At 58.8% G+C, this 25,046-nt stretch carries 21 protein-coding genes and 1 pseudogene; 14 read left to right on the top strand and 8 right to left on the bottom strand.

The window, feature by feature from the left end; genetic code table 11:
* Window positions 1-51 precede the first annotated feature (51 nt).
* A complete protein-coding gene (locus A0U92_RS04290) occupies window positions 52-1,077 on the top strand; it encodes a YeiH family protein (RefSeq protein WP_077812148.1) in 1,026 nt (341 codons plus the stop codon).
* Between the two features lie 254 nt (window positions 1,078-1,331).
* Window positions 1,332-1,634: pseudogene (locus A0U92_RS04285) on the top strand (SDR family oxidoreductase); the annotation flags it as partial.
* A gap of 125 nt (window positions 1,635-1,759) precedes the next feature.
* Here the strand turns inward: A0U92_RS04285 and A0U92_RS04280 are convergent.
* The 3 genes from A0U92_RS04280 to tsaD all read right to left on the bottom strand — a co-directional run bounded on the left by A0U92_RS04280 (window position 1,760) and on the right by tsaD (window position 5,385).
* Window positions 1,760-2,638 carry a ferredoxin--NADP reductase gene (locus A0U92_RS04280; protein ID WP_077812147.1) on the bottom strand — a complete coding sequence of 293 codons (879 nt, stop codon included), beginning with the start codon at window positions 2,636-2,638 and terminating at the stop codon, window positions 1,760-1,762.
* Between the two features lie 249 nt (window positions 2,639-2,887).
* Window positions 2,888-4,132, bottom strand: coding sequence for a YncE family protein (locus A0U92_RS04275; protein WP_077812146.1), 1,245 nt, complete (start codon window positions 4,130-4,132; stop codon window positions 2,888-2,890).
* 173 nt (window positions 4,133-4,305) lie between these two features.
* Window positions 4,306-5,385 carry a tRNA (adenosine(37)-N6)-threonylcarbamoyltransferase complex transferase subunit TsaD gene (gene tsaD, locus A0U92_RS04270; protein WP_187668863.1) on the bottom strand — a complete coding sequence of 360 codons (1,080 nt, stop codon included), beginning with the start codon at window positions 5,383-5,385 and terminating at the stop codon, window positions 4,306-4,308.
* 95 nt (window positions 5,386-5,480) lie between these two features.
* On the opposite strand from tsaD, the gene hemC reads away from it, so the two are divergent.
* The 6 genes from hemC (at window position 5,481) to A0U92_RS04240 (ending at window position 14,451) form a co-directional block, all read left to right on the top strand.
* On the top strand, window positions 5,481-6,551 hold the full coding sequence (gene hemC, locus A0U92_RS04265; protein WP_077812144.1) for a hydroxymethylbilane synthase: 1,071 nt from the start codon (window positions 5,481-5,483) through the stop codon (window positions 6,549-6,551).
* Window positions 6,496-7,308 carry a uroporphyrinogen-III synthase gene (locus A0U92_RS04260; RefSeq protein ID WP_236748271.1) on the top strand — a complete coding sequence of 271 codons (813 nt, stop codon included), beginning with the start codon at window positions 6,496-6,498 and terminating at the stop codon, window positions 7,306-7,308. The genes hemC and A0U92_RS04260 overlap by 56 nt, the downstream gene beginning before the upstream one ends.
* A gap of 32 nt (window positions 7,309-7,340) precedes the next feature.
* Window positions 7,341-8,597 carry a class I SAM-dependent methyltransferase gene (locus A0U92_RS04255; protein WP_077812142.1) on the top strand — a complete coding sequence of 419 codons (1,257 nt, stop codon included), beginning with the start codon at window positions 7,341-7,343 and terminating at the stop codon, window positions 8,595-8,597.
* A gap of 475 nt (window positions 8,598-9,072) precedes the next feature.
* On the top strand, window positions 9,073-10,188 hold the full coding sequence (locus A0U92_RS04250; protein ID WP_236748270.1) for a TolC family protein: 1,116 nt from the start codon (window positions 9,073-9,075) through the stop codon (window positions 10,186-10,188).
* Window positions 10,185-11,366 carry an efflux RND transporter periplasmic adaptor subunit gene (locus A0U92_RS04245; protein ID WP_077812140.1) on the top strand — a complete coding sequence of 394 codons (1,182 nt, stop codon included), beginning with the start codon at window positions 10,185-10,187 and terminating at the stop codon, window positions 11,364-11,366. The genes A0U92_RS04250 and A0U92_RS04245 overlap by 4 nt, the downstream gene beginning before the upstream one ends.
* A gap of 4 nt (window positions 11,367-11,370) precedes the next feature.
* On the top strand, window positions 11,371-14,451 hold the full coding sequence (locus tag A0U92_RS04240; RefSeq protein ID WP_077812139.1) for an efflux RND transporter permease subunit: 3,081 nt from the start codon (window positions 11,371-11,373) through the stop codon (window positions 14,449-14,451).
* A 210-nt stretch (window positions 14,452-14,661) separates the two neighbouring features.
* On the opposite strand, the gene A0U92_RS04235 is transcribed toward A0U92_RS04240, so the two are convergent.
* The 4 genes from A0U92_RS04235 to A0U92_RS04220 form a co-directional block, all read right to left on the bottom strand.
* Window positions 14,662-15,078, bottom strand: coding sequence for a transposase (locus tag A0U92_RS04235; RefSeq protein WP_222927848.1), 417 nt, complete (start codon window positions 15,076-15,078; stop codon window positions 14,662-14,664).
* A gap of 332 nt (window positions 15,079-15,410) precedes the next feature.
* The gene (locus A0U92_RS04230; RefSeq protein ID WP_077812138.1) at window positions 15,411-15,989 is read right to left on the bottom strand and encodes a DJ-1/PfpI family protein; all 579 of its coding nucleotides are present in this window, start codon (window positions 15,987-15,989) and stop codon (window positions 15,411-15,413) included.
* A gap of 13 nt (window positions 15,990-16,002) precedes the next feature.
* A complete protein-coding gene (gene moaB / locus A0U92_RS04225) occupies window positions 16,003-16,533 on the bottom strand; it encodes a molybdenum cofactor biosynthesis protein B (RefSeq protein WP_077812137.1) in 531 nt (176 codons plus the stop codon).
* A gap of 58 nt (window positions 16,534-16,591) precedes the next feature.
* Window positions 16,592-17,722 carry a type III PLP-dependent enzyme gene (locus A0U92_RS04220; RefSeq protein ID WP_077812136.1) on the bottom strand — a complete coding sequence of 377 codons (1,131 nt, stop codon included), beginning with the start codon at window positions 17,720-17,722 and terminating at the stop codon, window positions 16,592-16,594.
* A 423-nt stretch (window positions 17,723-18,145) separates the two neighbouring features.
* Here A0U92_RS04220 and A0U92_RS04215 point away from each other — a divergent pair, with 423 nt between their 5' ends.
* The gene (locus A0U92_RS04215; RefSeq protein ID WP_077812135.1) at window positions 18,146-19,132 is read left to right on the top strand and encodes a YihY/virulence factor BrkB family protein; all 987 of its coding nucleotides are present in this window, start codon (window positions 18,146-18,148) and stop codon (window positions 19,130-19,132) included.
* A gap of 98 nt (window positions 19,133-19,230) precedes the next feature.
* Here A0U92_RS04215 and A0U92_RS04210 read toward each other — a convergent pair whose 3' ends face one another.
* The gene (locus tag A0U92_RS04210) at window positions 19,231-19,707 is read right to left on the bottom strand and encodes a septal ring lytic transglycosylase RlpA family protein (protein WP_187668862.1); all 477 of its coding nucleotides are present in this window, start codon (window positions 19,705-19,707) and stop codon (window positions 19,231-19,233) included.
* A gap of 367 nt (window positions 19,708-20,074) precedes the next feature.
* On the opposite strand from A0U92_RS04210, the gene aroQ reads away from it, so the two are divergent.
* The 5 genes from aroQ to A0U92_RS04185 all read left to right on the top strand — a co-directional run bounded on the left by aroQ (window position 20,075) and on the right by A0U92_RS04185 (window position 24,980).
* Window positions 20,075-20,530 carry a type II 3-dehydroquinate dehydratase gene (aroQ, locus tag A0U92_RS04205; protein ID WP_077812133.1) on the top strand — a complete coding sequence of 152 codons (456 nt, stop codon included), beginning with the start codon at window positions 20,075-20,077 and terminating at the stop codon, window positions 20,528-20,530.
* The gene (locus A0U92_RS04200) at window positions 20,527-20,988 is read left to right on the top strand and encodes an acetyl-CoA carboxylase biotin carboxyl carrier protein (protein ID WP_077812132.1); all 462 of its coding nucleotides are present in this window, start codon (window positions 20,527-20,529) and stop codon (window positions 20,986-20,988) included. The genes aroQ and A0U92_RS04200 overlap by 4 nt, the downstream gene beginning before the upstream one ends.
* Complete coding sequence (accC, locus tag A0U92_RS04195) at window positions 20,988-22,331, top strand: acetyl-CoA carboxylase biotin carboxylase subunit (RefSeq protein WP_077814245.1); 1,344 nt, start codon at window positions 20,988-20,990, stop codon at window positions 22,329-22,331. The genes A0U92_RS04200 and accC overlap by 1 nt, the downstream gene beginning before the upstream one ends.
* Window positions 22,332-22,548: 217 nt before the next feature.
* A complete protein-coding gene (purH, locus tag A0U92_RS04190) occupies window positions 22,549-24,129 on the top strand; it encodes a bifunctional phosphoribosylaminoimidazolecarboxamide formyltransferase/IMP cyclohydrolase (protein WP_077814244.1) in 1,581 nt (526 codons plus the stop codon).
* Between the two features lie 122 nt (window positions 24,130-24,251).
* The gene (locus A0U92_RS04185) at window positions 24,252-24,980 is read left to right on the top strand and encodes a hypothetical protein (RefSeq protein WP_077812131.1); all 729 of its coding nucleotides are present in this window, start codon (window positions 24,252-24,254) and stop codon (window positions 24,978-24,980) included.
* Window positions 24,981-25,046 lie beyond the last annotated feature (66 nt).

The following is a 25,046-nucleotide window of genomic DNA, read 5'->3' as shown; positions in this document are numbered from 1 at the left end:
AACCATATCAATCGATTGGATTTTTCATCCATATGACACGATCCTCTCCACATGAAACGGACAGTTCTCTTTTTACCTGCAATTCCGGGGCTCCTGCTCAGCCTGACAGTCGCCGGAAGCGCCATATTCCTCGAACAGGCGGAGCTTTTTCTGGCAGGTACCGCATGGATTGACAGTCTTGTGCTCGCCATCCTGACAGGAACCGTTCTGCGCACAATCTGGAAACCCTCGGTCATTTTTGAACGGGGCATCCATTTTTCCGCTCATATCCTGCTGGAAGCAGCCGTTGCGCTCATGGGAGCCGCCGTCAGTGTCGAAATGGTTCTGCGGGCCGGTCCGGCCCTTCTTCTTGGGATTGTGGGAACCGTTGGCATTACGATCGGGATTGGCATAATGCTGGGACACGTCTGCGGCCTGCCTTCCAAAATGGCGGTGCTGATCGCCTGCGGAAACGCCATCTGTGGCAACTCCGCCATTGCCGCAGTCGCGGCAGCCATCGACGCCGACAGTGAGGACACTGCCACTGCGGTGGCTTTCACCGCCGTACTGGGCATTCTGGTGGTCCTGCTCCTGCCTCTGGCAGCCCACATCCTGCATCTGACTCAGCCCGCCAGCGGTGTGCTTGCGGGCCTCACGGTCTACGCCGTACCTCAGGTGCTGGCTGCCGCTGGCCCGATGGGCACAGCAGCGGTACAGATTGGCACGTTGGTCAAACTGGTCCGTGTGCTGATGCTCGGGCCGGTTGTCGCAGTATCCTCCCTGATTTACGCACGGCGACGTCCCGTATGCAGCGCAAAGCCTCGTTTCTGCCTGAGTCGCTTTCTGCCACCCTTTATTCTGATCTTCATGGGACTGATGGCAGCCCGCTCGCTGGATCTGGTGTCGCACGCCCTGCTTGCGCCAATGCACACAACAAGCAGCCTTCTCACGCTCGTAGCGATGGCTGCGTTAGGACTGGGGGTTGATTTACGGAATGTGCTGGTTGCAGGGCCACGTGTGGTGACGGTAGTGACGCTCTCACTTGGAGCGCTGGCCGGAGTAGCATGTGTAATTGCGGAGATGTGCTGCCAGATATGAATAAGGTGATTTCTCGCTACGAACTAAAATATTGATTTTTATGCTTCAAAAAAAACAGAACAAAAAGCCCTTCAATACAGACATTTATTCGGAGATGCAGCCTCATAAGGGTCACATCCTGGAACCTGACGCCAGACCGATAATGTCCAACAGCCAATCAACAAAAATACGCACACGAGGAGAAAGCTGCCGGTTGCCTGAATAAAGCACCGAAAGCGGCGTTGGCACAGGCGCAAGGAGCAGAAGGATCGAGCGGCCGGATTGCCTACGCCGCCATGAAGGGCGCAGACGAGATCATGACACATTATATGGCCAAGGAACCGGAGCCTCGGCGCATCGCCGTCAGTACAGTCGCACGCGGAGCAATCCAGACCGATTTTTCAGGTGGTGCGGTCAGGGACAATCCGGATATTGCAAGACCGATTGCCGCAGTAACAGCACTGGAACGTCCGGATCTTCCAGACGATATCGGTCCGATGATCGCATCCCTGTTTTCCGAGGATAATCGCTGGATCAACGCACAGAGGATCGAAGTCTCCGGAGGGCAGGCCATCTGAATGCCTCCTTGCACGACAGCATTCATCAGGTCTGGGCGTTCCACACCATAAGACGACATTCAAATAAAAAAGCCCCGGAAACAAGTATCCGGGGCTTTTGAAAAAACCAGCAATAGCTGCGCGTATTACCGCTCGGCGAACGCCTTCTCGACCACATAAGCGCCCGGCCTGGAGTTATTGCCTTCGTCAAATCCAAGGCCTTCAAGCAGCTTTTCAGTATCCGCAAGCATTTCCGGCGAACCGCAGATCATCACGCGGTCCAGCTCCGGATCGAACGGCGGCAGGTTCAGATCAGTGAAAATTTTGCCGCTCTCGATCAGCGTCGTGATACGGTCGGTGACTTCAAAGTCCTCGCGCGTCACGGCGGGATAATAACGCAGCTTGCCCGCGATCATCTCTCCAAGGAACTCGTGCTCGGGAAGCTCGTGGCGGATGTGATTGAAGTAGGCCAGCTCGCCAGAGATGCGGACCGTGTGCGTCAGCACGACGTTTTCGTAACGCTCATAGCATTCCGGGTCCTTGATCAGGCTCATGAACGGCGCAAGGCCGGTGCCCGTGGACAGGAAGTAGAGGTTGCGGCCCGGACGCAGATTGTCGAGCAGCAGCGTGCCGACAGGCTTGCGACCGATCAGCACCGTGTCGCCCACCTTCACATGGCGCAGACGCGAGGTCAGCGGTCCGTCCGGCACGGCGATGGAGAGAAACTCCATGTGCTCTTCATAGTTCGGCGAGGCGATGGAGTAGGCGCGCAGCAGCGGCTTGCCGTCCACTTCCATGCCGATCATCGTGAACTGGCCGTTCTCGAAGCGCAGGGCCTGATCGCGTGTAGTGGTGAAGCTGAACAGGCGGTCGGTCCAGTGATGAACCGTCAGCACCTTGGCCGGGAACAGATGACCGTATTCCTTCTCCGGGGGAGCAAGATGCCACACGCCTTCCTGTCCTTCGACAGGCAGCAGACCGGAAGGAGCTTCTTCAGGGGAAACACGTGGCAGGATGTCGGACATAGGCCGGAAATCTCCGTATCGGCGGTGGTGTGCGCGTCTGGTTCCGCTCCCGACTGGGGGACCAAAACCATTCAGCCGGAAACACCGCCGGGTTGCTGACGAATTTTGGGAGGGGGTTTTAAGTGGAAGCGGCGCTTTGCACCAGAAATAATTTACAACGTCTGGATTGACCGGCCGGAAACCCTGTCATCCTCGGCCGTTTGCGAGGCGGTTCCGACGGGAGAAAACACCGTCGGAACCTGATGAACCTCAGCGCGTGATCCCGGTATGACCCACCGAATAACGACCCGGCTGCGGCCAGACAGTGAGGCCATGCGGCTCCGCGCCAACAGGAATGATGGTCATCGCGCCGGTATTCGTGTCGATGGCATAAACAACATCGTCAAAACGACCGGACAGCCACAGCAGCTTGCCGTCTTCGCTGACATTGCCCATGTCCGGGCTGCCACCACCGGGAATCGGCCATGTTTTCACGACCTGATTGGTCGCAAAATCGATGACGGACACGCTGCCTTCCTTGCTGTGACGCGGACCATGCACCTTGTGGGAGCCACGGTTCGCCACATACATGAACTTCGCATCGCGGCTCGGGTAGATGCCGTGTGTGCCGACACCGGTCGGGATGAAGCCGGTTTCCCTGAACGTATCGCCATCGACGATGAACACGCCGTCAGCATGCATGTCGGCCACGTAGAATGTCCTGCCGTTCGGAGCCGTCAGAATGTCCTGCGGCATTCCGCCTTTGGACAGCTTCAGATAGCCGATCAGCCGACGGTTGACCGTATCCACCTTGGCCAGCATGCCACCGAACTCACAGGTGAAAATGGCGTAGCGACCATCAATCGAGAATGCGGCATGGTTGATGCCACGGCACTCCGGCGCTTCCACCGAACCCTGCATCTGCATGCTGTGCGGATCGCGGAAATCGAGGCGCTTGCGGGCTTCCGCCACCACGATGGCGGACCTGCCGTCAGGCGTGAAATACATGTTGTAAGGATCATCGACCGGCACCGGAGCGCCCGGCTTGCCCGTGCGCAGGTCAATCGGTGTCAGACTGCCTTCGGTCGTACCCTCGGCATTGTTCGTCGCCCACAGCGTGCGCATGTCCCAGGACGGCACGACGTGCTGCGGGCTTTTGCCGACAGGGAAACGATCCACGACCTTCATCGTCGTGGGGTCGATGACATACACATCATTCGACCGCAGATTCGGCACATAGACGCGGGCGGGATCTTTCGCCACTTCCGGATTGAGGTTTCCGGCGCGCGCCTCGGAATAGATGTTCCTGGCGTCAATCACCGGAGGCATGCCGGGGATCGTCTGCACGGCAGAAGCCGTTGCGGCCGGAACCAGACGGGCAGCGTCAGAAGCGGCCTGAACCGGAGCAGCCTGAGTGGGAGCAGTCCCGGTCTGAGCCCATGCAGGAGCCAGCCCGGCGGCGGCACCAAGCAGCACAGCTACCGCGGCGCCTGTCAGAAATCGATTTTTCGTCATGTTTGCGTCCGTTAACCTCGGCAAGGCGTCGGACATAGCACACGACGCCACAGCGACAAGCGATCTGCATCAATTCAGTGACGTTCGTCTCCGTTGTCGTCGAATACCATTATCTCCTGCGACTTATGGACAGGACACTGGAAACGCCTCGGAAGCCGGATCAGAAGCGCCGGTCAGAGAGACTCAGATTCCATCGCAAACCGCTCCCGCATGTCCGACAACGGCCAGCGCGGCCGGGGACGAACGGCGCGGTCATCCGGCATGGGCAGTCCCAGCCGCCGGGCCTCACGACAGACCTCAAGCGCCGCCCAGCCTACCATGACGGCATTATCCGTGCAGAGACGCAGAGGCGGCGCGACAAACGGAACGCCATGTTCTGCGGCAATTCTGGTCAGCGACGCCCGTAACACCCCGTTGGCCGCGACCCCGCCCGCAGCCACCAGAGTGGTCGGCGGCGGCTCCATCATGGCGAAGGCATGCCGCACACGGTCTTCAATCACATCCGCGACCGCCTGCTGGAAGCTGGCGGACAGATCCGCCGCCACAGAGCGGGGAAGCGCCGTGTTGCCGTAAGGTTCGATCTGACGGGCCAGTGCGGTTTTCAGGCCGGAGAAAGAAAAGTCACATCCTGCCCTGCCCTTCAGCGGACGCGGAAAAGCGAAAGCGGCAGGATTTCCCTCCTTCGCCAGCGCCTCAAGCTGCGGGCCACCCGGCCAGCCAAGGCCGAGCATCTTGGCCACTTTATCGAAGGCTTCTCCCGCCGCATCGTCAATCGTGCCGCCGAGACGCCGGTAGTCTCCAACCCCCTCGACCGCCAGACACTGGCAATGACCGCCAGAGACCAGAAGCAGCAGAAACGGGAATGAAATATTTTTTTTCGAAACGCCGGGCAGCCTTGCGGAAAGCGCATGGGCTTCAATGTGGTTGACCGCGATGAACGGTTTGCCGAGCGCCATCGCCAGCCCTTTGCCGAAGTTCGCACCGACGATCAGACCACCGATCAGTCCCGGTCCGGTACTGGCCGCCACAGCCCCGAGATCATGCAGGGCGAGGCCTGAAGCTTCCACGGTTTTCCGCGCAAGATCGGGCAACAGCGCCAGATGCGCGCGGGCTGCGATCTCGGGCACCACCCCCCCGAAAGCGGCGTGCGCCTCCTGCGAAATCACCTTCTCCGCGAGCACCTCCCCCTCTGCTGAGAGAATGGCGCACGCGGTCTCATCGCATGACGATTCGATGGCGAGAATCGGTCCCATAGGATATAGGAGCTCTCCGTCGAACACGTTTCTGTCGGTCCTGTCTGGCGTCACGACACCTTTCCTTCATCCGGTGCTGGTAATAAACACGCCCAATGGTCTCCGCACAGCCATCACAAACATCCCCGTCGCCGACCCTGCAGAAAATTGCAGCCGAGGCAGCCGCTCGCCAGAAGGCAGCGCCCCCGCAACACCGGCGGCAGCTTCCGTTGCGCGTGGGCACGCGCGGTTCGCCGCTCGCACTGTGGCAGACGCGGGCGTTCCTGACACGCCTGACGCGATTCTGTCCCGTCCTGCGCGACATGAACGCCTTTCAGGAACACCTGATCAATACGACGGGTGATCAGGTTCAGAACCGCGCGCTGGCCGAAATCGGCGGCAAGGGTCTGTTCGCCAAGGAAATTCATGAAGCCCTTGTGGACGGTCGCATCGACTTCGCCGTTCACAGTCTCAAGGATCTTGAGACCACGCTGCCGCCCGGTCTGGTGCTGGCCTGCACCATGCGCCGCGAAGACGCCCGTGACGCGCTGATCCTGCGCCCCGGCTTCACGCCCGGCAACGATCCGGGTGATCCCTATTCCGCCCTGCCGGAAGGTGCGCTGATCGGATGCGCATCGGTTCGTCGTCAGGCCCAGATGCTGCATGTGCGTCCTGACCTGCGATTCGGTCTGCTGCGCGGCAATGTGCAGACCCGTCTCGACAAGCTGGCGGCGCGTCATTGCGATGCGACATTGTTGGCGCTCGCCGGTCTGCGTCGTCTCGGAATGGAAGACCGCGCTTCCATCGTGCTGGACCCGTCCGTCATGGTCCCGTCGGCCGGACAGGGAATCGTCGGTGTGACGGTTCGTGAAAGTGACGTCGAACTGCGCGAACTTCTCTCGGCCATCGAGGATTATGAAGCCCGCGCGGTTTCGACCGCCGAGCGCGCCCTGCTGGCCGAACTGGATGGGTCCTGCCGCACACCGATCGGCGGCTATGCCCGCCTGCTCTCGCCCTCGACAGGAGCCAGGAGCGAACTGCATCTCACCGGGCTGGTCGCTTCCGAAGACGGCACGTTCCTGCTGCGCCGTGATATTGTCGGTCAGGCGTCGGATGCGGAACGGATGGGCCATGAACTCGGTCGCAGCCTCCGTGCGGACAGTCCTGCGTCGATCTTTACTGACTGATTCTCCCCATGACGTCTCCGGCATGAACAGGGACACGCCCTCCCCTCGCGGCGTTCTTGTCGTGCGTCCTGAGCCGGGTCTGACTGAAACATGCGAGACGCTGACGCGGCTTGGCTGGCGCTGCTGGGGGATGGAATCGCTTGTGATTACACCCCGGGTATTGCCCGCGCAGACAGGGATTGCCGGCGTGCTGATCACCAGCAGCCAGTCGATTCACGCCCTGTCTTCTTGCGTCACTCATGATATTCCGGTTTACGCGGTGGGCGACGCCACAGCGGACCGTGTGAAAAAACTGGGCTTTCAGACGATTGTCAGCGCCAGTGGCGATGCGGCGAAACTGGCGGGGTTGGTCAGGGAACAGCTTTCTCCGTCATCCGACACGCTGCTGCTGCTCTCCGGGGAGCATCAGGGACTTCCACTCGCCGAAACACTGCGGGCCGATGGTTTCCATGTGCGTCGGAGGGTTGCCTATTCGGCAGAGCCTGCGGTGGCGTTATCGCCCGATGTGCTATCAGCCGTACGCGAAGGTCTGATTGGAACCATCATGGTATTTTCCGCTGCCAGCGCCCGCGCTTTCTGCTCGGCTGTTGCCGCTACAGATTGCGCCACCGACTCTCTCCGGGCCATTGCGATTTCGCAAAACACGATGCAGGAACTTCGTAAAGCTGGCATCCAGAACATTCTGACCGCTCGAACGCCTGATATGTCAGCCATGCTGGACAGGCTGGGGCCCGTCGTTCCCCGCTTCCCACACTGACCGGACAAACCCGTGTCCAGAAGGATGTCCTTATGACCACGCACTCCGGCACTGATGCCCGTGATACGGAACTTGCCGCCCAGTATGAGGCTTATCCCTATCCGGAACGAGATCCCCGCGAGGAAACGAAGCGGCTCCTAATTGGCAGCCCCAGCCATCTGCGTGAAATCGACTATTGGGTCTTCGGCGCCCGACGTCCCCGCTCGCACCCCCTGCGCGCCCTTTTCGCAGGATGCGGCACGGGCGATGGCGCGATCATGCTCGCCACGCAGATGGCCCGCAGCCGTCGTCCGGGCGAAATAATCTGCGTGGATCGTTCCGGGCATGCGCTGACGATCGCAAAATCACGAGCGCAAGCGCGCAACCTGACCAATATCAGTTTTATACAGGGTTCCCTGACCTCCCCTGAAACACTGCCCGGTCAGTTTGATTATATCGACTGCTGCGGTGTTCTACATCATCTGCCTGAGCCTCTGGAAACCCTGAAAGTCCTGGAAGAAGCTCTCCTTCCGGGTGGAGGGATGGGGCTGATGGTGTATGCGCCCTATGGTCGGACCGGCGTCTACATGCTTCAGGAAGCCCTTGAGCATCTTACTCCTTTTTCAGAACAACCCTCCACCCGGCTGGATATCGCGAGACGGGTCATGCGCACGCTTCCCGCAACGGCATGGCTGCGCCAGAACGGCAATTTCGGGGATCATCTGACGGGCGGCGATGCCGGGCTTTACGATCTCCTGCTCAATCCCCGCGACCGCGCCTACACGATCGGAGCGTTTCTCGATCTGCTCACCAAGGCCGGTCTGGAACCATCCTGCCTGATGGAGCCTGCCCGCTACGACCCTTCCCTGTTTCTGCCCGACCCGAAACTGCGTGCGCGTGTCGAAACCATGTCGTGGCGTGAAAAAGCTGAAGTCGCCGAGACGCTGACTGGCAACATGGCCACTCATGTCGCCTATGTCGTGCGCAAGGGCTCACGTGCAACACCGCCCGACTGCTGTGATCCGATGGCTGTGCCTGTCATGCGGGAAATGCCGGGAGATGAACTGGCGAAGCAGATTCTTCCAAACAGCACGCTGCCCTTTTCATTCGGAACACTGGTGGTTCCTGTCCCGCTACCCTCCCAGACCCGCGGCATTCTTCCCCTGATCGACGGTGAACGGACTGTGGGAGCCATTGCGGCCATCATGCAGGAGAGAAGCCTCTCCGAGCGGAAGTTTTTCACGGTCTGGTCAGAGCTTTTTTCAAGACTGGAAAGCCTGAACCGTGTTCTGCTGCTTTCTCCCGTCTGACAACGGAGCTTTCAGCATCCGTTTATCCTGATGGGGCAATCAGGGACTCGGCGCCTTTTTTGCGAGCCCGGACCGTTCGTTCATACTGGTGTCAGGTAAACGCCTTATAAGGGACGCCGGAACAGAAAATAGGCCCGGTTTCCGCCTTTCCGGGACGGAAAAAATGGGGCTTGGCCTCTATCTGTTCCGATGATTTTTTATATTGATTGCGTAATGTTCTCTCCGTTTTTATAAAATATTTTTAATGTTTTTGACCGTTCCGTCGTAGCAGGGTGCCCCGCATGCCTGTTTCTGCATCTTTGCCGTTCTGTGAGGGACTTTTTTGTTTCAAGAGTGTGTCAGACGTCTTTCGTTTTGTCTCTCGCTAATCGACGTTCCTTACGTCCGGATAGCGACGACATGCGGACTGTTTCTTGCCTCCGGCGCGCCCGCATATGCAGAAAGTCTGAGCGAAGCCATCAGATCGGCCTGGGTCATGGACCCGTCCCGCAAATCCATTGCCACGGACGCCATATCGGCACACAAGCGCGCCGCAGCGGCACGCTCATGGTTCCCGGACGGCCCGACCGTCTCCGGCCTGTACATGGACGACCATTTCATCGGCAGCAAAGTGGGCTACACAACCTATCAGGGGCAGATCAGCGTGCCTCTCTGGTTGCCGGGACAGGGTTCAGCAACGGAAGAAGCAGCGCTCGCCGATGAAAAGGTCGCCGCGCAGCAGCAACGGGTGCAGAGACTGGCTGTCGCCGTGCATGTCCTGGATCTCGCCAGCGAAGGATCGGTGCTCAGCGCCCGTATCAGTAATCAGGAAATCGTCAGCGGCGTGCTCGGCAGGACCATGACGGACGTTGAACGCGCCCTCCACGCGGGAGAAGTCTCCAGCACCGACTACGAAGCGACAGTGACCGAAAAGGAAGACGTGGACGGCACACTGGCGGAGTCACGACAGCGACTTGAAAACGTAAAGGCCGAACTGGAAGCGCTGACCGGCACCGACACATTGCCGGATCTGTCCGGAATTGACGGACGGGGACTGGGGCCGGTCGGCTCGCAGCTCGATCCGGAGCGCGATCCACGCGTTCAACTGGCGGACACCGTCCTGAAACAGGCGCAGGCTTCCTACTCCGTCGCCAGACACTCCTACATGCCCAACCCGCAGCTTGGCGTCATTCTCAGCCGTCAGGAACAGTATGACAGCCCGTGGGACACACAGATTGGCGTCGAATTTCAGGTGCCGCTGCCAAGCGAAGCCAGAAATGTTCCCATGGTCATGAAGGAGGTTCAGGCGGTCGGTCGGGCAGAACGCGACGTCACGCAGGCCCATCGCCAAATCAGGGCCGAATATCGCCAGCTCCATAATCAGTTGACGACCTCCACCCAGATTCTCCAACATGCCCGTCAGTTACGCGTTCACTCGGACCGTCGCGCCGCAGATCTCGCCGAAGCCTGGCAGGTCGGCGAAATTCCGGTGATCGAGTATCTGCGTGCCAGACGGACTGCCCTGACAGCCGCTGAACGCTATGCCCAGGCTGACATTGTCATGCGAGCCACTATCGCCCGGATGATTCTTATGAGCGGAAACATTCCATGATCGAAACGAATAGGGTTTTCCCCCCGTCTTTTGCGTCAGTTCTGCTCAGCACCCTGCTCGTCGGGTCGGCGTTCCTGTCGCCAGCCCACGCGCTTCCGTCACTGCCGACCGTCACCATTTCTGACGACGCCCTGATCGCAGAAGACATTCACACGGCGATCGCCCACGCCGGGGCGCTGCCGCACCACATGGATGTGCCGGCCTATATCGCCGTCGACGCCCGGAAGGTGGCGCATATTCATCCTGTCGGCAGAGGACGTGTTCTGGAAGTCTCGGTTGTCGCCGGACAGATGGTGACCAAGGGCCAGCCCCTGCTCACTTATGAAAACTTCACGCTCAATGACGACACACAGCAGCGCCTGTCCGCTGAAGCCGCGCTTCAGGAAGCCCGCGCCAGACGTGAAAACGCCCGTCAGCTTTACGACCGCGCCCGCACCCTCAAGGGCGGCGCAATCTCGGTGGGGGAACTGGAACGGAGAGGAGCGGCGCTCCGTGAAGCCGATGCGCTCGTGCACGGTCGCGAAGCCGCTCTCCAGACCATGGCAGAACATATCCGGCGCTATCAGTCCAGCATGGAACATCCGAATGCCGGGCAATCAGTCGTCGTGTCGCCGATCAGCGGCATTGTCACAAGCGTCAATGTCGCAACCGGGCAGGAAATGACTGCAAGCAGCCTAGCGCCAGTGGAAATCGAGAATCTGTCCCACGTATGGATCGTCTCGCAGGTCGACGAAGACGCCGCTGGCCGTATCCGTCCTGGTGATCGCCAGTTGACGTGGCTCGCACCCGGCGAAGCCCCCCTCTCGTCGCGTATCGATGTCATCGAAGGTCATGTCGATCCGAAAACCCAGCATATTCTCGCCCGCAGCCTTGTGGAAAATCCACAACAGCAACTGCGCCCCGGCATGCTGGTAAAAACGCGTCTGTTCTCCTCCGAAAAGGTGGAAGGCATTCTGATTCCCAGCACAGCGCTCCAGACATTTTCCGGCACACCCTGCGTTTTTGTGCTGACAGCTCCCCATCGCTACACTTTGCGCATCGTCAGGACAGGCCCTTCCCTTGAAGGGCAGACCGTCATCACGGACGGGCTGAAGAGCGGTGAAACCGTGGTGACGCAAGGCAGCTTCACCCTGAAATCACAGGCCATTCTTGCTCCTTCAGCCGAGGCTAACGGCTGACTATATGAAGCTTCTCCACTGGCTGATCGAAAAGCGTCTCTTTCTTTTCTGTATCGTCGCCCTTCTGATGGGGGCCGGACTGGCGGACATCAGAAGCCTGCCGGTGGAACCGGTTCCGGATATCTCGCCGCGTCAGGTTCTGGTGTCCGTGCAGGCGCCCGGCCTGCCGACGGAGGAAGTTGAAAAACTCGTCACGTCTCCAGTGGAGAAAGCGCTGTCCGGCGTTGTGGGACTCACCGGGATGCGCTCCGTGTCACGCACGGGGGTGGCTGTTTTTTATCTTCAGTTCGACGACTCCACTGATATCTATCGCGCCCGTGAACTGGTCTCGCAGCGCCTGCCTGCCGCCCGGGACAGCGTTTCCGTCCATGGGCTGTCCATCGACATGGGGCCTATGTCCACCGGCATGGGCGAGATCCTTCATCTGGAAATTCGCGGCAGGGACCAGTCACTCGAAGACCTGAATCGCCTGATGGTCTGGAACGTCGCGCCGCGCCTGCGCCTCGTTCCCGGTGTGGTGGATGTCAACATCAACGGCGGGGCTTCCGAAACCTATGAAGTCGCTCTCAATCCCATGGCCATGCGACGCTATGGCGTTTCTGTCTCGGACGCTTTCGATGCCATTGATACCGGCAATGAAGCGGCTGGCGGCGCCTGGATCGTGCATAATGACGAACAGCACGTCATTGTCGGTCGCTCCCTGATTGACGATCTCGCGGAGCTGGGCGAAGTGCAGGTTCGCAGCGGCCCGAACGGTGAAGTCGTTCATCTGCGAGACATCGGCATCGTGCGGAAAGGCAGCCGCCCGCGTATGGGCGGCGTCACGCGTGACGGTCAGGGAGAGATTGTCAGCGCCGTCGTGCTGCTCCAGGAAGGCGCTAGCGCCCGAGCCACCCTGAGCGCCCTGAAGACCGAACTGCCGGAAATCCAGTCCTCCCTGCCCATCGGCGTCACGCTGGAGCCCTATTACGGGCGTGAGAACCTGACCGAGAAAACGGTCGATACGGTCAGGGAAAACCTGTCGCTGGGCGCCATTCTGGTTCTGATCGTCCTGCTGCTGGTGATCGGCGACTGGCGGGCCTCTCTCGTCATCATCTCTGTGATCCCCTTCTCGCTTGTCGCCGCCATGGTCGGCATGCGCCATCTGGGAATCTCGGCCAATCTGCTTTCACTCGGCGCGATCGATTTCGGAATGGTCGTCGACAGTTCTCTGGTGATTGTCGAGAACGTGCTGCACCGCCGCCGCTATGACACGCCACTCCAGACCACTATTCTGGCCACTGTGCGCTCCGTCATTCGCCCGGTCACCTTCGCCGTTCTCATCATCGCCATGGTGTATCTTCCGGTTCTGACACTTCAGGGCGTGGAAGGGAGAATGTTCACCCCGATGGCGGAAACGGTCATTCTGGCGCTGATCGCTTCCCTGGTTTACTCACTGGTCTGCATCCCGGCCCTCTCGGTTTTTCTGGGACGCGGCAAAAAGCCTGACGAACACGCACAGGACAGGCAGGAAGACCATCACACCCGCTTTATCGCGTTCATGTGGCGTCTTTTCCGGCCCGCCTCCCGCTACTGCATGACGCACACAAAACAGGTCATGGCGGTTGCAGCCGTTTTCCTGACTGTCTCCGTTTTTGTCGGCAGTCGTCTGGGTGGCGAGTTCATTCCACAGCTTCAGGAAGGCGACCTGATCGTCACCTCCACCCGCCTGCCGGGCATTTCCCTTGACGCATCGCTGAAAGCCGCACAGGCCATCGAGAGAACGCTTCGTTCCTTCCCTGATGTGCGCACGGTTATCAGTAATACCGGCACATCAGCCATCCCGACCGATCCGCAGGGTGGAGAGCAGAGCGACACCTATGTCCTGCTCAAACCCCATTCCGAATGGAAAACCGCCAGCACGCAGGAAGGGTTGGTCAAAGCCTTCAACGCGGCTTTGCAGAAAAACAATCCAGGCTCCCTGTTCAACTGGAGCCAGCCGATCCAGATGCGCATGGACGATCTGCTTTCAGGTGTGCGGTCACAGATTGCGATCGGTATTTATGGTCCCGACATGAATGTCCTGTCGCGACTGGCGGTACAGGTGGCGGACGTGGTCTCCAAAGTCCCCGGAGCCGCAGACGTTGCGCCGCAGGATGTCGGCACCATTCCCTATCTGCATATTGACGTTGATCGCACCATGACCGGACGTCTCAACACGGAAACGTCCTCGGTCATGGATGTGGTGGAAGCGCTGGGTGGTCACTTTGGTCCTCCCGTTTCCGTAGATGACGCGCTGATCCCCACCGAGGTGCGTTTTACGGAAGACGCCCGGGAAAATATCGATGATATCCGCGCCCTGCCCGTCATCACACGGGATGATCGCACCGTTGATCTCTCTCAGGTCGCCCATATTGTGCTGACCGATGGGCCACCCACGATCCGTCGCGATCAGGGGCTTCGGCGCACCATGGTGCAGACCAACGTTCGCGGGCGGGATCTGAGTTCTTTCGTCAAGGCGGCTCAGGATGCTGTGAAGAAGAACATCAAGCTCGCCCCGGGTTATCGCATGGAATGGAACGGTCAGTTCAGAAATCTTCAGACAGCCGTGGCGCGTCTTGAAATCGTGGTGCCGATCATGCTGGGGCTGATCTTCCTGCTGCTCATGATGGCGCTCGGGCAACTGGGGCTCGCTGTCCTTGTGTTCGTCAATCTGCCGTTCGCCGCAACGGGCGGTATTCTCGCTCTCTATGTTCGTGGCATGCCCTTCAGCATTTCGGCGGGCATCGGCTTTATCGCTCTGTTTGGCGTCGCCACCATGAATGGCCTCGTGCTGGTCTCCTACATTCACGATCTGAGAAAAGAGGGCTTTCTTCCTTTTGAGGCCGCTGTCGAGGCTGTTCGTGAACGCTTTCGCCCCGTCATGGCCACGGCGAGCGTCGCCTGTCTGGGCTTCTTCCCCATGGCGTTCTCCATGAGTGAAGGCGCGGAGGTTGAAAAACCGCTGGCAACCGTAGTGATCGGCGGACTTGTGTCCTGCACGATGCTGACATTGCTCGTTCTGCCGTCACTTTATGCCTGGATTTACAGAAATAAAATTTCCTGATATCGTTATTTACTATGTATATTTTAGTGTTTATTGTATAAATATTTTTTATATATCCGTATTTACATAGTTTTTAAATTAACACCATCGTAGAAAGTATCGTATTGTTCGCTTCACGTCGGACATGCTGCTGACTTCACGCCATCTCATTAAGCGGACAAGATCAGGGTTCATGCTCTTCGCGCGCGCTGGAGCGTTATCGGCAATTTATCAACCATCAACTCCCAAGGCCGCGCAGGAACTTGCGCCCGACACGGCCTTCAGCATGGCTATCTCGGAAAGCCTTCCTGATGAGGCCCCCTTTTGCGCCAGCCGCCTGGCTATGACCCCGAACGTGCTGTCGATCATGTGCTGCCAGTCATCGGTCAGGCCGGGCGCAACCAGCGTTTCCAGTAGAGCGTCCCAGACGCCTTGCCCTGCCCATCGACGGAACCGTACATACACCGAGTTCCATTTTCCGTAGCGCTCACGCATGTCCCGCCACGGGCAACCAACGCGCAGGACATAAGGCATTCCATTGAGAAACAGACGATTATCCTGAGCAGGTCGGGACCAGTGGCCGCGTTCAGGCGGCAGCAGATTGCCAGTAATCGCCCATTCTTCGTCCGTCACGTCGCCCGCATCCATAGGTCTCCGCAAAGATCAGCTTTGAATCACACCTCCAACAGACTGAAAATATCCTTTGTCATAGAACCCACGGATAAAATTTTGGAGGCCAAAGTAATTGCGCATTTGGAAAAGATAAAAAACTTCACGACGCAGAAGAAAAAATCAGAAATATGATTGTTGCGACATTTAAAAAAGAAATCTCTCTTCAGGAGGCTTCTCCACTCATCGCAACCCTGAAAGTAAAAAAATCATACAGATCGATAAGAAAAAGAAAATTTCTTATTCATCATAAAGAAAAGGCGACTCCTCCTGAAGAGCCGCCTTTCAGTCTGTTCTTCGACAATCTGAAGTCAGGGAGAAACATTCGCTCCGAGCACTTTCAGAAACTGTGCAAGCCATGCCGGATGTGCTGGCCACGCCGGAGCTGTCACCAGTTCCCCATCCGTGATGGCTTCCGTCACCGGAATATCGACATAGGTGCCACCGGCCATTTCGACTTCCGGGCGACAGGCTGGATAAGCCGAGACCTTGCGACCTTTCACAATCCCGGCCGCTGTCAGAATCTGGATGCCATGACAGATACAGGCAATAGGCCGGTCTGAAAACTCCTTGACGATATCAAGAACCCTCTGATCGAGACGCAGATATTCCGGCATCCGGCCACCCGGCACGATCAGACCGACATAATCATCCAGAACAATCTTGTCGAAGTCCGCCGTCAGTTCAAAATGATGACCGGGCTTTTCGCTGTAGGTCTGCGCCCCTTCAAAATCATGAATGGCCGTAATGATCTTGTCACCTTGCTTCTTCCCCGGTGACACGACATCGACGGTATAACCCACCATGGTCATAGCCTGGTACGGCACCATGATTTCGTAATCTTCGACATAATCACCAGCAAGCATCAGAAGTTTGATATCATCGGCCATATCATCGTTTCCTTTATCGTTCCTGAAGGCGGGGCATAAGCTCTACAAAATTGCAGGGCATGTGGCGGCTGTCGAGCTGGAACACCAGGATGTCATCCCACCCGTCTTTTGCCGCCCCCGTCGATCCTGGAAGAGCAAACAGATATGTGCCGCGCGCCACCCCAGCCAGTGCGCGTGACTGGATCGTGGAAGTACCTATCTTCTGATAGGACAGCATCCGGAACAGTTCACCAAAGCCTTCGATGCGTTTTTCCATGACACGCTCGAAGGCTTCGGGCGTGACGTCACGACCGGTGACGCCGGTGCCACCGCTTGTAATCACGACGTCAATCTGGGGATCGGCGATCCATTCTTCTAGACGTGCGACAATTCTGTCGGCATCGTCAGGTTCAATCGATCGGGCCGCCAGCACATGCCCGGCAGCCTGAAGGCGATCGACAAGAATCTGGCCAGACTTGTCCGTTTCCAGAGTGCGTGTATCGGAGACCGTCATCACGGCAATCCGGACAGACAGAAAGGGTTTTGTTGTATCAATGCGCGTCATGCGCACAGCATATCTTCAGAGAACGGCAGGGCGTCAACAACCACCCTGCCGTACCGGATCAGATGTAATGTTCCGCCAGTGGTGCGAAGCCGTTGAAACGGGTCGCGCAGTAGGTCGAAACGTAGGCGCCTGTTCCAAGAAGCTCGACACGATCGCCGGACTCGAGGGCAAGCGGCAGTTCATAGTGCGTCTTCTCGTACATGATGTCCGCACCATCACAGGTCGGACCAGCCAGAGCCACCGCCCCTGTCTGACCGCCATCACGCGGCGTGCGAATCGCGTAACGGATCGCCTCGCCTTCCGTCTCGGCAAGACCACCGAAACGGCCGATGTCAAGATAAACCCAGCGAGGACCGCCCTCCCGTCCGCGCTGGCTGACCAGCACCACTTCAGCGGAAACCACACCAGCAGCACCGACGATGAACCGACCCGGCTCGATCAGCATTTCAGGCAGAGCGTTACCGAAGTGCTTTTTCATAGCCGTCGAGATCGCCTCGCCGAAATCGTCGATGTGCGGCACATCTTCGCGGTAACGGATCGGGAAGCCGCCGCCGAGATTGACCATCCGCAGATCGAGACCAGCCTCGGACAGGTCGGATACCAGAGCCGCGACACGGCTGATCGCCATCTCATAGCTGCCGGTCTCAACCTGCTGGCTTCCCACATGGAAAGACAGGCCGTAAGGATCGAGACCGAGGTCACGCGCCTTCAGCATCAGTTCGCGGGCGCTTTCGACCGTCGTGCCGAACTTGCGGGACAGCGGCCATTCCGCGCCGTAATTGTCCACCAGAAGACGGCAATATACTTTCGAACCCGGTGCGTGCTGGGCAAGCTTGTTCAGCTCTTCCTCACAGTCAAAGACGAAAAGACGAACGCCAGCGGCATAGGCCGCCTTGATGGCGCTGACTTTTTTCACGGTATTACCAAAGGAGATATCATCCGCGTCCGCGCCTGCGTTCAGGCACATCTCGATCTCTTCCCACGAAGCGGCGTCGAAGCTGGACCCCAGCGATACCAGACGGCTGAGGATCGCATCGGCCGGATTGGCTTTCACGGCGTAATAGATGCGGGCCAGCGGAAGAGCGCGCTGCAGAGCGCGATAACGGTTTTCAACCTCATCGACATCGACGACGAGGCACGGGGTTGCGGGCTTTTTTTCCGCAAGAAACTGAGAGATTTTGGGTGTCATCGCACCTATCCCTTGCTGGCCTGCCAGATAAGGAGCCATGGCAGGCTGTGTTGCGAAACGGTCTAACGGACCAGCGACCAAGACTGAATCCCGAAGGATCCCAGTTGCCAGAACGCTTGACGTCGTTGCGTAACCTCAGTGGGCCAGTGGCACGTGCGTTGCTGCGTGAGGGGCATATGGGGCGTTTCATCCCCGAATGCAACAGATTTTTTTATTACACCGAAAAAACTGGAAAACCTCTTCTCTCTTCCTTTAAGACATTCGATAACTGTCTTTCACGAAACAGAAACCTTCACAGTAGAATCTACGGATTCAGGCAAGCCGATCCGCCCCTTCCGAGCGCCTCCTCAACTCAAGGCGCGCCCTGCGACCCGGCAAACGACGCAGGATTTCCCGCATACAGTTCGAGGTTGACGACACCTGATGAGCTCTTCCCTGTCCAATATTCCACTCGAACCCACGCTTGCAGCAACGGCGCCTTCGGGCGAAGCCGGTGAAAAAGACGCACCTGATCTTCTGACTTCCCCTTTCGCGCTGACCAGGGACGACTGGAAAGCTGTCTGCAAATCGACCGTCGCGTCCATCATCGCCGGACCAACGACACTGATTGCCGCAGGCTGCGCATTCTACGGCACACTGGCCTTGTTCCCTGCCATCAGCACCCTGATTTCCATTTACGGGCTTGCCTTTGACGTGCAGAGCGTCGCCACGCAACTGGCCTCCATACGGCAACTTCTCCCGCCCTCCGCTTTTTCGATCATCGAAAACAGGGTCAATGAACTTGTCTCGGTTCCGCACAGCTCCCTGACCATGAATCTGGTCATCTCGACATCCATCGCATTGTGGTCAGCTTCAGCAGGCATCAAATCCATTCTTTCTGCCCTCAACATTGCCTATGGAACGACCGAAACACGCAGCTTCCTTGCGTTTCAGGCATTGGCGCTCGGACTGACGCTGTCGGCGATTCTGGAGATATGCCTTGGTGTGGCGATCATGGTCGCCGTTCCCATCCTGTTTCAGCTACTGCCAGTTATCCTGCGGATTGATCCTCCTCCCGGCTCCATCGAACTGGGTGTCCGGCTGGCCGGCCTCGGGATCATGGCGATCCTGATCATCCTCGCCTACATGCTGCTCTACCGCGTCGGCCCCTGTGGTCATCATGCGAAATGGCGATGGGTCATCCCCGGCGCTGTCGCCGCGACATTCATCTGGATTCTCGCGGCTGCCGGTTTTTCCTATTATGTCGCCAACATCGCCAGCTATGGCTCGACCTACGGACCCTTGGGCGCTGTCATTGCAATCATGATGTGGTTTTTTGTCAGCGCCTGGGTCGTTCTTCTGGGAGCCGAATTCAATGCTGAACTGGAAGCACGGGCCAAATCAACCAAACGGGAGATCATGCGGGTCTGAACTGGCAGCCGGTTTACCGGTAGCCACAAACAAAAAACCGGATACGCACTGGGCATATCCGGCTTATTAGCTGCAAAGCTCAGCTCTCGCCGAAACTGTTACTCAGGAGCTTGAGCGACCTCGACAGCTTCTTCTTCAGTGAGAGGTCTGATCGCCACATGCGCGACGCCCCTGCTCAACATACCAAGCTGCGCCGCCGCTTCGTGGGACAGATCAATCACGCGACCGCGCGTGAATGGGCCACGATCATTTACTGTCACGACAATCTGCCGCCCTGTGTCTTCAGACCGCACCAGCAGCTTGCTGCCCAGCGGAGCAGAAGGGTGAGCGGCTGTCAGTTTTGAGGGATCAAACCGCTCGCCCGTAACTGTGCCCCGATGCGCGAAGCGGCCGCCATACCAGCTCGCCATGCCATGCTGAATGTGATGAGCCAGAGCCGTTGCACTGGAAGCACGTTTCGCGAGCGCTTCCCTTACCGATGCTGCCCAGCTTGTATGAGGGGAGGAAGCAGGGTCATGCGCCTGCGTGGCAGCTCTGGCTTCTGCCGCGCCGACTGTCCAGGACACAGCCAGCATTGCAAGAAATCCGAAACCTTTTTTTCCACGCCGAGAAAGCACGCGTTCACCCGATTGCTGTTGATACCCTGTTCATTAAGCCGACTTTCCAGAGAAATTCAACCCAAACCTGCAGACGAGAGCATTCGCACATACAATCACAGGTTAACGCCTCACCTCATTACAAAAATTTTTACTTACGCCGCATCAAGGTAAATAGCGCAAATTACTTCCATAAATTTTCAAACAAACAACAGAACGATGATTCTACACTATAACCTTCCGCCATACATTTTCCACAAAGGGATTACATTGCGAAACAGATCCCGCAGAAAATAACCAATAAACTCTTGGAGTCGATGAATGGTCGTGCTAACGGCGCGCAATTATGGAACGCCCTCTCATCTCCGTTCTCAACGGTCCCAACCTGAATATGCTTGGCCTCCGCCAACCAGAAGTCTATGGCAGGACAACGCTTGACGATGTCGAGCAGCTCTGCGCGCAGAACGCGGAAAGACTGGATGTCGGGATCGATTTCCGGCAGACCAACGGCGAAGGCGAGCTGATTTCCTGGGTACAGGAATGCCGGGGGCGGGCACAGGGCATCATCATCAACCCGGCTGGGTACACACATACTTCAATCGCCCTGCTCGACGCGCTGCTCGCGGTCGATCTGCCGGTTATTGAAGTCCATATCTCCAATATCCATCGTCGCGAGCCATTCCGGCACCATTCTTATGTGTCGCGCGCTGCGGTGGGCGTCATCTGTGGTCTGGGCGTACAGGGCTACGCCCTCGCCCTGCAGGCGATGACAGACATTCTTTTGAACGAGGAAACGCAATGAGCCGACTGCTCGTAGACGCAGATGCCATACGGGCACTGGCCGATATCCTGACGGACACCGGGCTGACCGAAATCGAAGTTGCCGAAAAGGACAGCCGTATCCGCGTCGTACGCGCTGCCGCCACGGTCACCGCAGCTCCGATTCAGGTGCCTGCCGCCATTACCCCGGCATCTGCAGCGGCAACGTCGCCGGGCGCGCCAGCACCGGCCGATCTGTCCAGACATCCCGGCGCCGTCAACAGTCCGATGGTCGGCATTGCCTATCTGAACCCTGATCCGTCCTCGCCGCCGTTCATCACGGAAGGCCAGACGGTGACAGCCGGCCAGACGCTGATGCTGATCGAAGCGATGAAGACCTTCAACCAGATCAAGACACCCAGATCCGGCACAGTGAAACAGATTCTCGTCACATCCAACGATCCCGTCGAATTCGGCCAGCCTCTCGTCATTATTGAATGATGTTCTCTAAAATCCTCATCGCCAATCGCGGCGAAATCGCACTGCGCGTCCTGCGGGCCTGCCGGGAAATGGGTATCCGCACGGTTGCGGTTCATTCAACCGCCGACGCGGACGCCATGCATGTGCGCCTCGCTGACGAAGCCGTCTGCATCGGACCGCCTTTGGCACGCGAATCCTACCTGAACGTGGCAGCCATCCTGTCCGCAGCCACGATCACCGGCGCCGAAGCCATCCATCCCGGTTACGGCTTCCTTTCGGAAAACGCCGATTTCGCCGAGACGGTCGAAGCGCACGGCCTTGCCTTCATCGGTCCGACCGCCGAACACATCCGCACCATGGGCGACAAGATCAGCGCCAAGACCACGATGGAAGCCCTTGGCGTTCCTCTGGTTCCAGGCTCTGATGGTGAGCTGTTCAGCATCGATGAAGCCTACGAAGTCGCCGAGCGCGTCGGCTACCCCGTGCTGATCAAAGCCGCCGCCGGTGGTGGTGGTCGCGGCATGAAGGTCGCACAGACCCGGGAAGAACTTCCCGAAGCCTGGAGCGTCGCCCGGACGGAAGCCCTCGCGGCCTTCGGTAATGACGCGGTCTATCTTGAGAAATATCTCGACAAGCCTCGCCATATCGAGCTGCAGATTCTGGGCGACACACACGGCAATGTCGTGCATTTCGGTGAGCGTGACTGCTCGCTTCAGCGCCGTCACCAGAAACTGCTGGAAGAGGCGGGCTCCCCTGCGCTTACGGCGGAAGAACGCGACGCCATTGGTGCGACGGCGACGGCTGCTCTCTGCAAGATGGGCTACCGTAACGCGGGCACACTGGAATTCCTGTATCAGGATGGACAGTTCTGCTTTATCGAGATGAACACCCGTCTACAGGTCGAACATCCGGTGACGGAGATGGTGTGTGATGTGGATCTCGTCCGCGAGCAGATCCGCATTGCTGCAGGTGAACCGCTTGGTTACAGCCAGCAGGACATCACCTTCTCCGGCCATGCCATCGAATGCCGCATCAACGCGGAAGACCCGGACACGTTCATCCCCAGCCCCGGCACGGTGACGGTCTATCACCCGCCGGGCGGACTCGGCGTGCGTATCGACAGCGCCGTTTACGCTGGCTACCGCGTGCCACCTTACTACGACAGCATGATCGCCAAGCTGATCGTCCATGCGCCGACCCGCGCCGCCGCCATCGCCCGCATGAGCCGGGCGCTGGACGAACTGGTGGTTGAGGGCGTGAGCACTGTTGTTCCCCTGCACCGCCGTATCCTCGCGGATCCGGAATTCCAGAAGGGCGACTACACGATCCACTGGCTGGAAAATTTCACAGCCCGCAAAAAATGACCTGCAAAGGCGCAGCCGGGACACTCCGCTGCGCCTTTGTCCTGACTGGCAGAATCAGGAAAATCCAACCGCTTCTCCGTCCGGGTCATTCCCGGACTTTTTGCCGTTCCGGTTGCTTCATCGCAATCATTTGACTAAGCACGCCGCCAACGACGCCTGACCGCCATTTTGCCAGATCGCCGTTTTGATGGACTCCTTCGCGAAAGACTCGACTTCGATGAGCCAGACCAGCCTGTTGCCTGTAAAGCGCGCCCTTCTCTCCGTCTCCGACAAGACCGGATTGATCGAACTGGGTCGCGCCCTTGTCGCTCAGGGAGCAGAGATCCTGTCCACCGGCGGTTCCGCGAAAGCCCTGCGTGATGCCGGCCTTCCCGTCGTCGAAGTCTCCGATCACACCGGCTTTCCGGAAATCCTCGACGGTCGCGTCAAGACACTGGTTCCGCAGATTCACGGTGGCATCCTCGGACGACGTGACCTACCTGCTCATGTCGCCCAGATGGCAGAATACAAGATCGCGCCGATCGATCTGGTCGCCGTCAATCTTTACCCTTTTGAGGCAACCGTCGCGTCCGGCGCGTCCGGCGACGACTGCATCGAGAACATCGACATCGGTGGTCCTGCCCTGATCCGTGCCGCCGCCAAGAATCACGGTCATGTCGCCGTGCTGACCAGCCCGGACCAGTATGCCGCCATCATTGCGGCGCTTCAGGCTGGCGGCACAACGCTGGAAGCCCGCCGCGCACTGGCTGGCGCTGCCTATGCCCGCACCTCGGCTTACGACTCTGCCATTGCCACATGGTTCGCCAGAGAGCGCAACGAGACCTTCCCTGAGCGTTTCACCCTGTCGGGCATGCGTCAGGAAGTCCTGCGTTACGGCGAGAATCCACATCAGCAGGCCGCTTTCTATACCGACGGCACCAACCGCCCAGGCGTCGCCACGGCACGTCAGGTGCAGGGCAAGTCCCTGTCCTACAACAATCTCAACGACACGGACGCTGCCTTCGAAGCCGTCGCCGAGTTCAGGGAACCGGCTGTCGTCATCGTCAAGCACGCCAACCCATGCGGCGTTGCGACGGCAGACAGCTTCAGCGCCGCATGGGACAGCGCCCTGCGCTGCGACCCGGTTTCGGCCTTTGGCGGTATCGTGGCCCTGAACGGCACACTTGACGAAGAGACGGCAAAAAAGATTGCCACCATCTTTACCGAAGTCATTGTTGCTCCTGACGCAACCGAAGCGGCGCAGGCAGTCCTCGCCAGCAAGAAGAACCTTCGTCTGCTGCTGACCGGCGCTCTGCCCACCCCCACTGAAGGCGGCGTGATCGTCCGTTCCGTGGCAGGCGGCTTCCTCGCCCAGACGCGCGACAACGGCCGGATCGAAGAAAGCGCCCTGAAGGTTGTGACGAAGCGTGCGCCGACCGCCGAGGAAATGCGTGACCTCATTTTCGCCTTCCGCGTCGCCAAGCACGTCAAGTCAAACGCCATTGTCTACGCCAAGGACGGCGCGACCGTCGGTGTTGGTGCGGGCCAGATGAGCCGGGTGGATTCCGCCCGTATCGCTGTCAGCAAGAGCCTTGAAGCCGCAAAAGCTCTTGGCCAGTCCGAGCCACTGACCCGTGGCAGCGTGGCGGCGTCGGACGCCTTCTTCCCGTTCGCAGACGGGCTGGAGACCATTGTGGCCGCCGGCGCCACCGCCGTGATCCAGCCGGGTGGCTCCATCCGTGATGACGAAGTCATCGCCGCCGCCGACAAGGCCGGCATCGCCATGGTGCTGACCGGTATGCGTCATTTCAGGCACTGATCCGCACACGAAAAGGCTTGTCCGGATCCGTCACTCGTGGCGATATCCGGACTGCCTTATGTTTTGCGCTCTTCCGGCCTGTTCGCTCCTTGGCTAACGGCCAGTGAACGATTGGACCAGTCATGCGCCACCTGTTTCGCCTTGCTGTCATCGCTGCCGTTTCTGCCGCGGCGCTCAGCGCTTCTCCCGTTCTCGCAGCCTCATCATCAGCCGGCAGCGGACCAGTTTCCGTCTATGACCTGTCAGTGCTCCCCGCCTTCAGTGGAACGGTGGCGCAGTATATCCCCTCGGCTGGGGGCGGAGTAACCGGTCTGCTTCTCTCTGACGGCACACAGGTGCTTGTTTCACAGGATCTGTCCTGGGACCTCCCCAAGATCGTCAAACAGGGTGAAAAAATTACCGGCACTGGACTGAAAGGGAAAACGCTTCCCATCATCCACGCCTTCTCGCTTAACGGCCCCCGTGGCAGCCGTTCAGAAGATGTCGGCATCACCCTGCCTCAGCATTCGCCTGAAATGATCACCGGACCAGACATCGTGGTGCATGGCGAGGTCGCCTGCCCGCTCTATAGCATTCAGGGCGTGCTGATCGGAGCCATTCTGAAGGATCACACGGTCGTCCGCGTACCGATCCGCGACGCTTCAAAGATTTCGGCCTGGCTGGCGCCGGGCGCCACGCTGTATGCAGCAGGACCGGGCGCTACGGGCGTTTATGGAACAGCCCTGAATGCACATCAGATCGGACCTGATGCGCAGCAACTGATTTCGGTCACTGCCGATGATCTGCCGCCCGCAGGGCCACCTCCGGGTTCAGCAGGCTATGACGTGATCAAGTCCGCAGAGACACACTGACGACCAAAACGCCCTGCTCCTGCCCACAGGGAATGGGCGGCACACTATCAAAGCAGGCATTCAGAA

It is taken from the genome of Acetobacter aceti (genome assembly GCF_002005445.1).
Classification (GTDB): Bacteria; Pseudomonadota; Alphaproteobacteria; order Acetobacterales; family Acetobacteraceae; genus Acetobacter; species Acetobacter aceti_B.
Note: the sequence above shows the minus strand (reverse complement) of the source record. Positions and strands in the feature narration are given on the sequence as shown.

Excerpts from the sequence above, each read along its gene's own strand:
- A0U92_RS04200 (WP_077812132.1), top strand. The coding sequence starts at position 20,527 with ATGAGCCGACTGCTCGTAGACGCAGATGCCATACGGGCACTGGCCGAT.
- A0U92_RS04290 (WP_077812148.1), top strand. The coding sequence starts at position 52 with ATGAAACGGACAGTTCTCTTTTTACCTGCAATTCCGGGGCTCCTGCTC.
- hemC (WP_077812144.1), top strand. The coding sequence starts at position 5,481 with ATGGTCTCCGCACAGCCATCACAAACATCCCCGTCGCCGACCCTGCAG.
- A0U92_RS04235 (WP_222927848.1), bottom strand. The coding sequence starts at position 15,078 with ATGGATGCGGGCGACGTGACGGACGAAGAATGGGCGATTACTGGCAAT.
- A0U92_RS04210 (WP_187668862.1), bottom strand. The coding sequence starts at position 19,707 with ATGCTGGCTGTGTCCTGGACAGTCGGCGCGGCAGAAGCCAGAGCTGCC.
- moaB (WP_077812137.1), bottom strand. The coding sequence starts at position 16,533 with ATGACGCGCATTGATACAACAAAACCCTTTCTGTCTGTCCGGATTGCC.
- A0U92_RS04250 (WP_236748270.1), top strand. The coding sequence starts at position 9,073 with ATGGACCCGTCCCGCAAATCCATTGCCACGGACGCCATATCGGCACAC.
- A0U92_RS04240 (WP_077812139.1), top strand. The coding sequence starts at position 11,371 with ATGAAGCTTCTCCACTGGCTGATCGAAAAGCGTCTCTTTCTTTTCTGT.
- accC (WP_077814245.1), top strand. The coding sequence starts at position 20,988 with ATGTTCTCTAAAATCCTCATCGCCAATCGCGGCGAAATCGCACTGCGC.
- tsaD (WP_187668863.1), bottom strand. The coding sequence starts at position 5,385 with ATGGGACCGATTCTCGCCATCGAATCGTCATGCGATGAGACCGCGTGC.
- A0U92_RS04230 (WP_077812138.1), bottom strand. The coding sequence starts at position 15,989 with ATGGCCGATGATATCAAACTTCTGATGCTTGCTGGTGATTATGTCGAA.
- A0U92_RS04185 (WP_077812131.1), top strand. The coding sequence starts at position 24,252 with ATGCGCCACCTGTTTCGCCTTGCTGTCATCGCTGCCGTTTCTGCCGCG.
- purH (WP_077814244.1), top strand. The coding sequence starts at position 22,549 with ATGAGCCAGACCAGCCTGTTGCCTGTAAAGCGCGCCCTTCTCTCCGTC.
- aroQ (WP_077812133.1), top strand. The coding sequence starts at position 20,075 with ATGGAACGCCCTCTCATCTCCGTTCTCAACGGTCCCAACCTGAATATG.
- A0U92_RS04255 (WP_077812142.1), top strand. The coding sequence starts at position 7,341 with ATGACCACGCACTCCGGCACTGATGCCCGTGATACGGAACTTGCCGCC.
- A0U92_RS04260 (WP_236748271.1), top strand. The coding sequence starts at position 6,496 with ATGAACTCGGTCGCAGCCTCCGTGCGGACAGTCCTGCGTCGATCTTTA.
- A0U92_RS04275 (WP_077812146.1), bottom strand. The coding sequence starts at position 4,132 with ATGACGAAAAATCGATTTCTGACAGGCGCCGCGGTAGCTGTGCTGCTT.
- A0U92_RS04280 (WP_077812147.1), bottom strand. The coding sequence starts at position 2,638 with ATGTCCGACATCCTGCCACGTGTTTCCCCTGAAGAAGCTCCTTCCGGT.
- A0U92_RS04245 (WP_077812140.1), top strand. The coding sequence starts at position 10,185 with ATGATCGAAACGAATAGGGTTTTCCCCCCGTCTTTTGCGTCAGTTCTG.
- A0U92_RS04220 (WP_077812136.1), bottom strand. The coding sequence starts at position 17,722 with ATGACACCCAAAATCTCTCAGTTTCTTGCGGAAAAAAAGCCCGCAACC.
- A0U92_RS04215 (WP_077812135.1), top strand. The coding sequence starts at position 18,146 with ATGAGCTCTTCCCTGTCCAATATTCCACTCGAACCCACGCTTGCAGCA.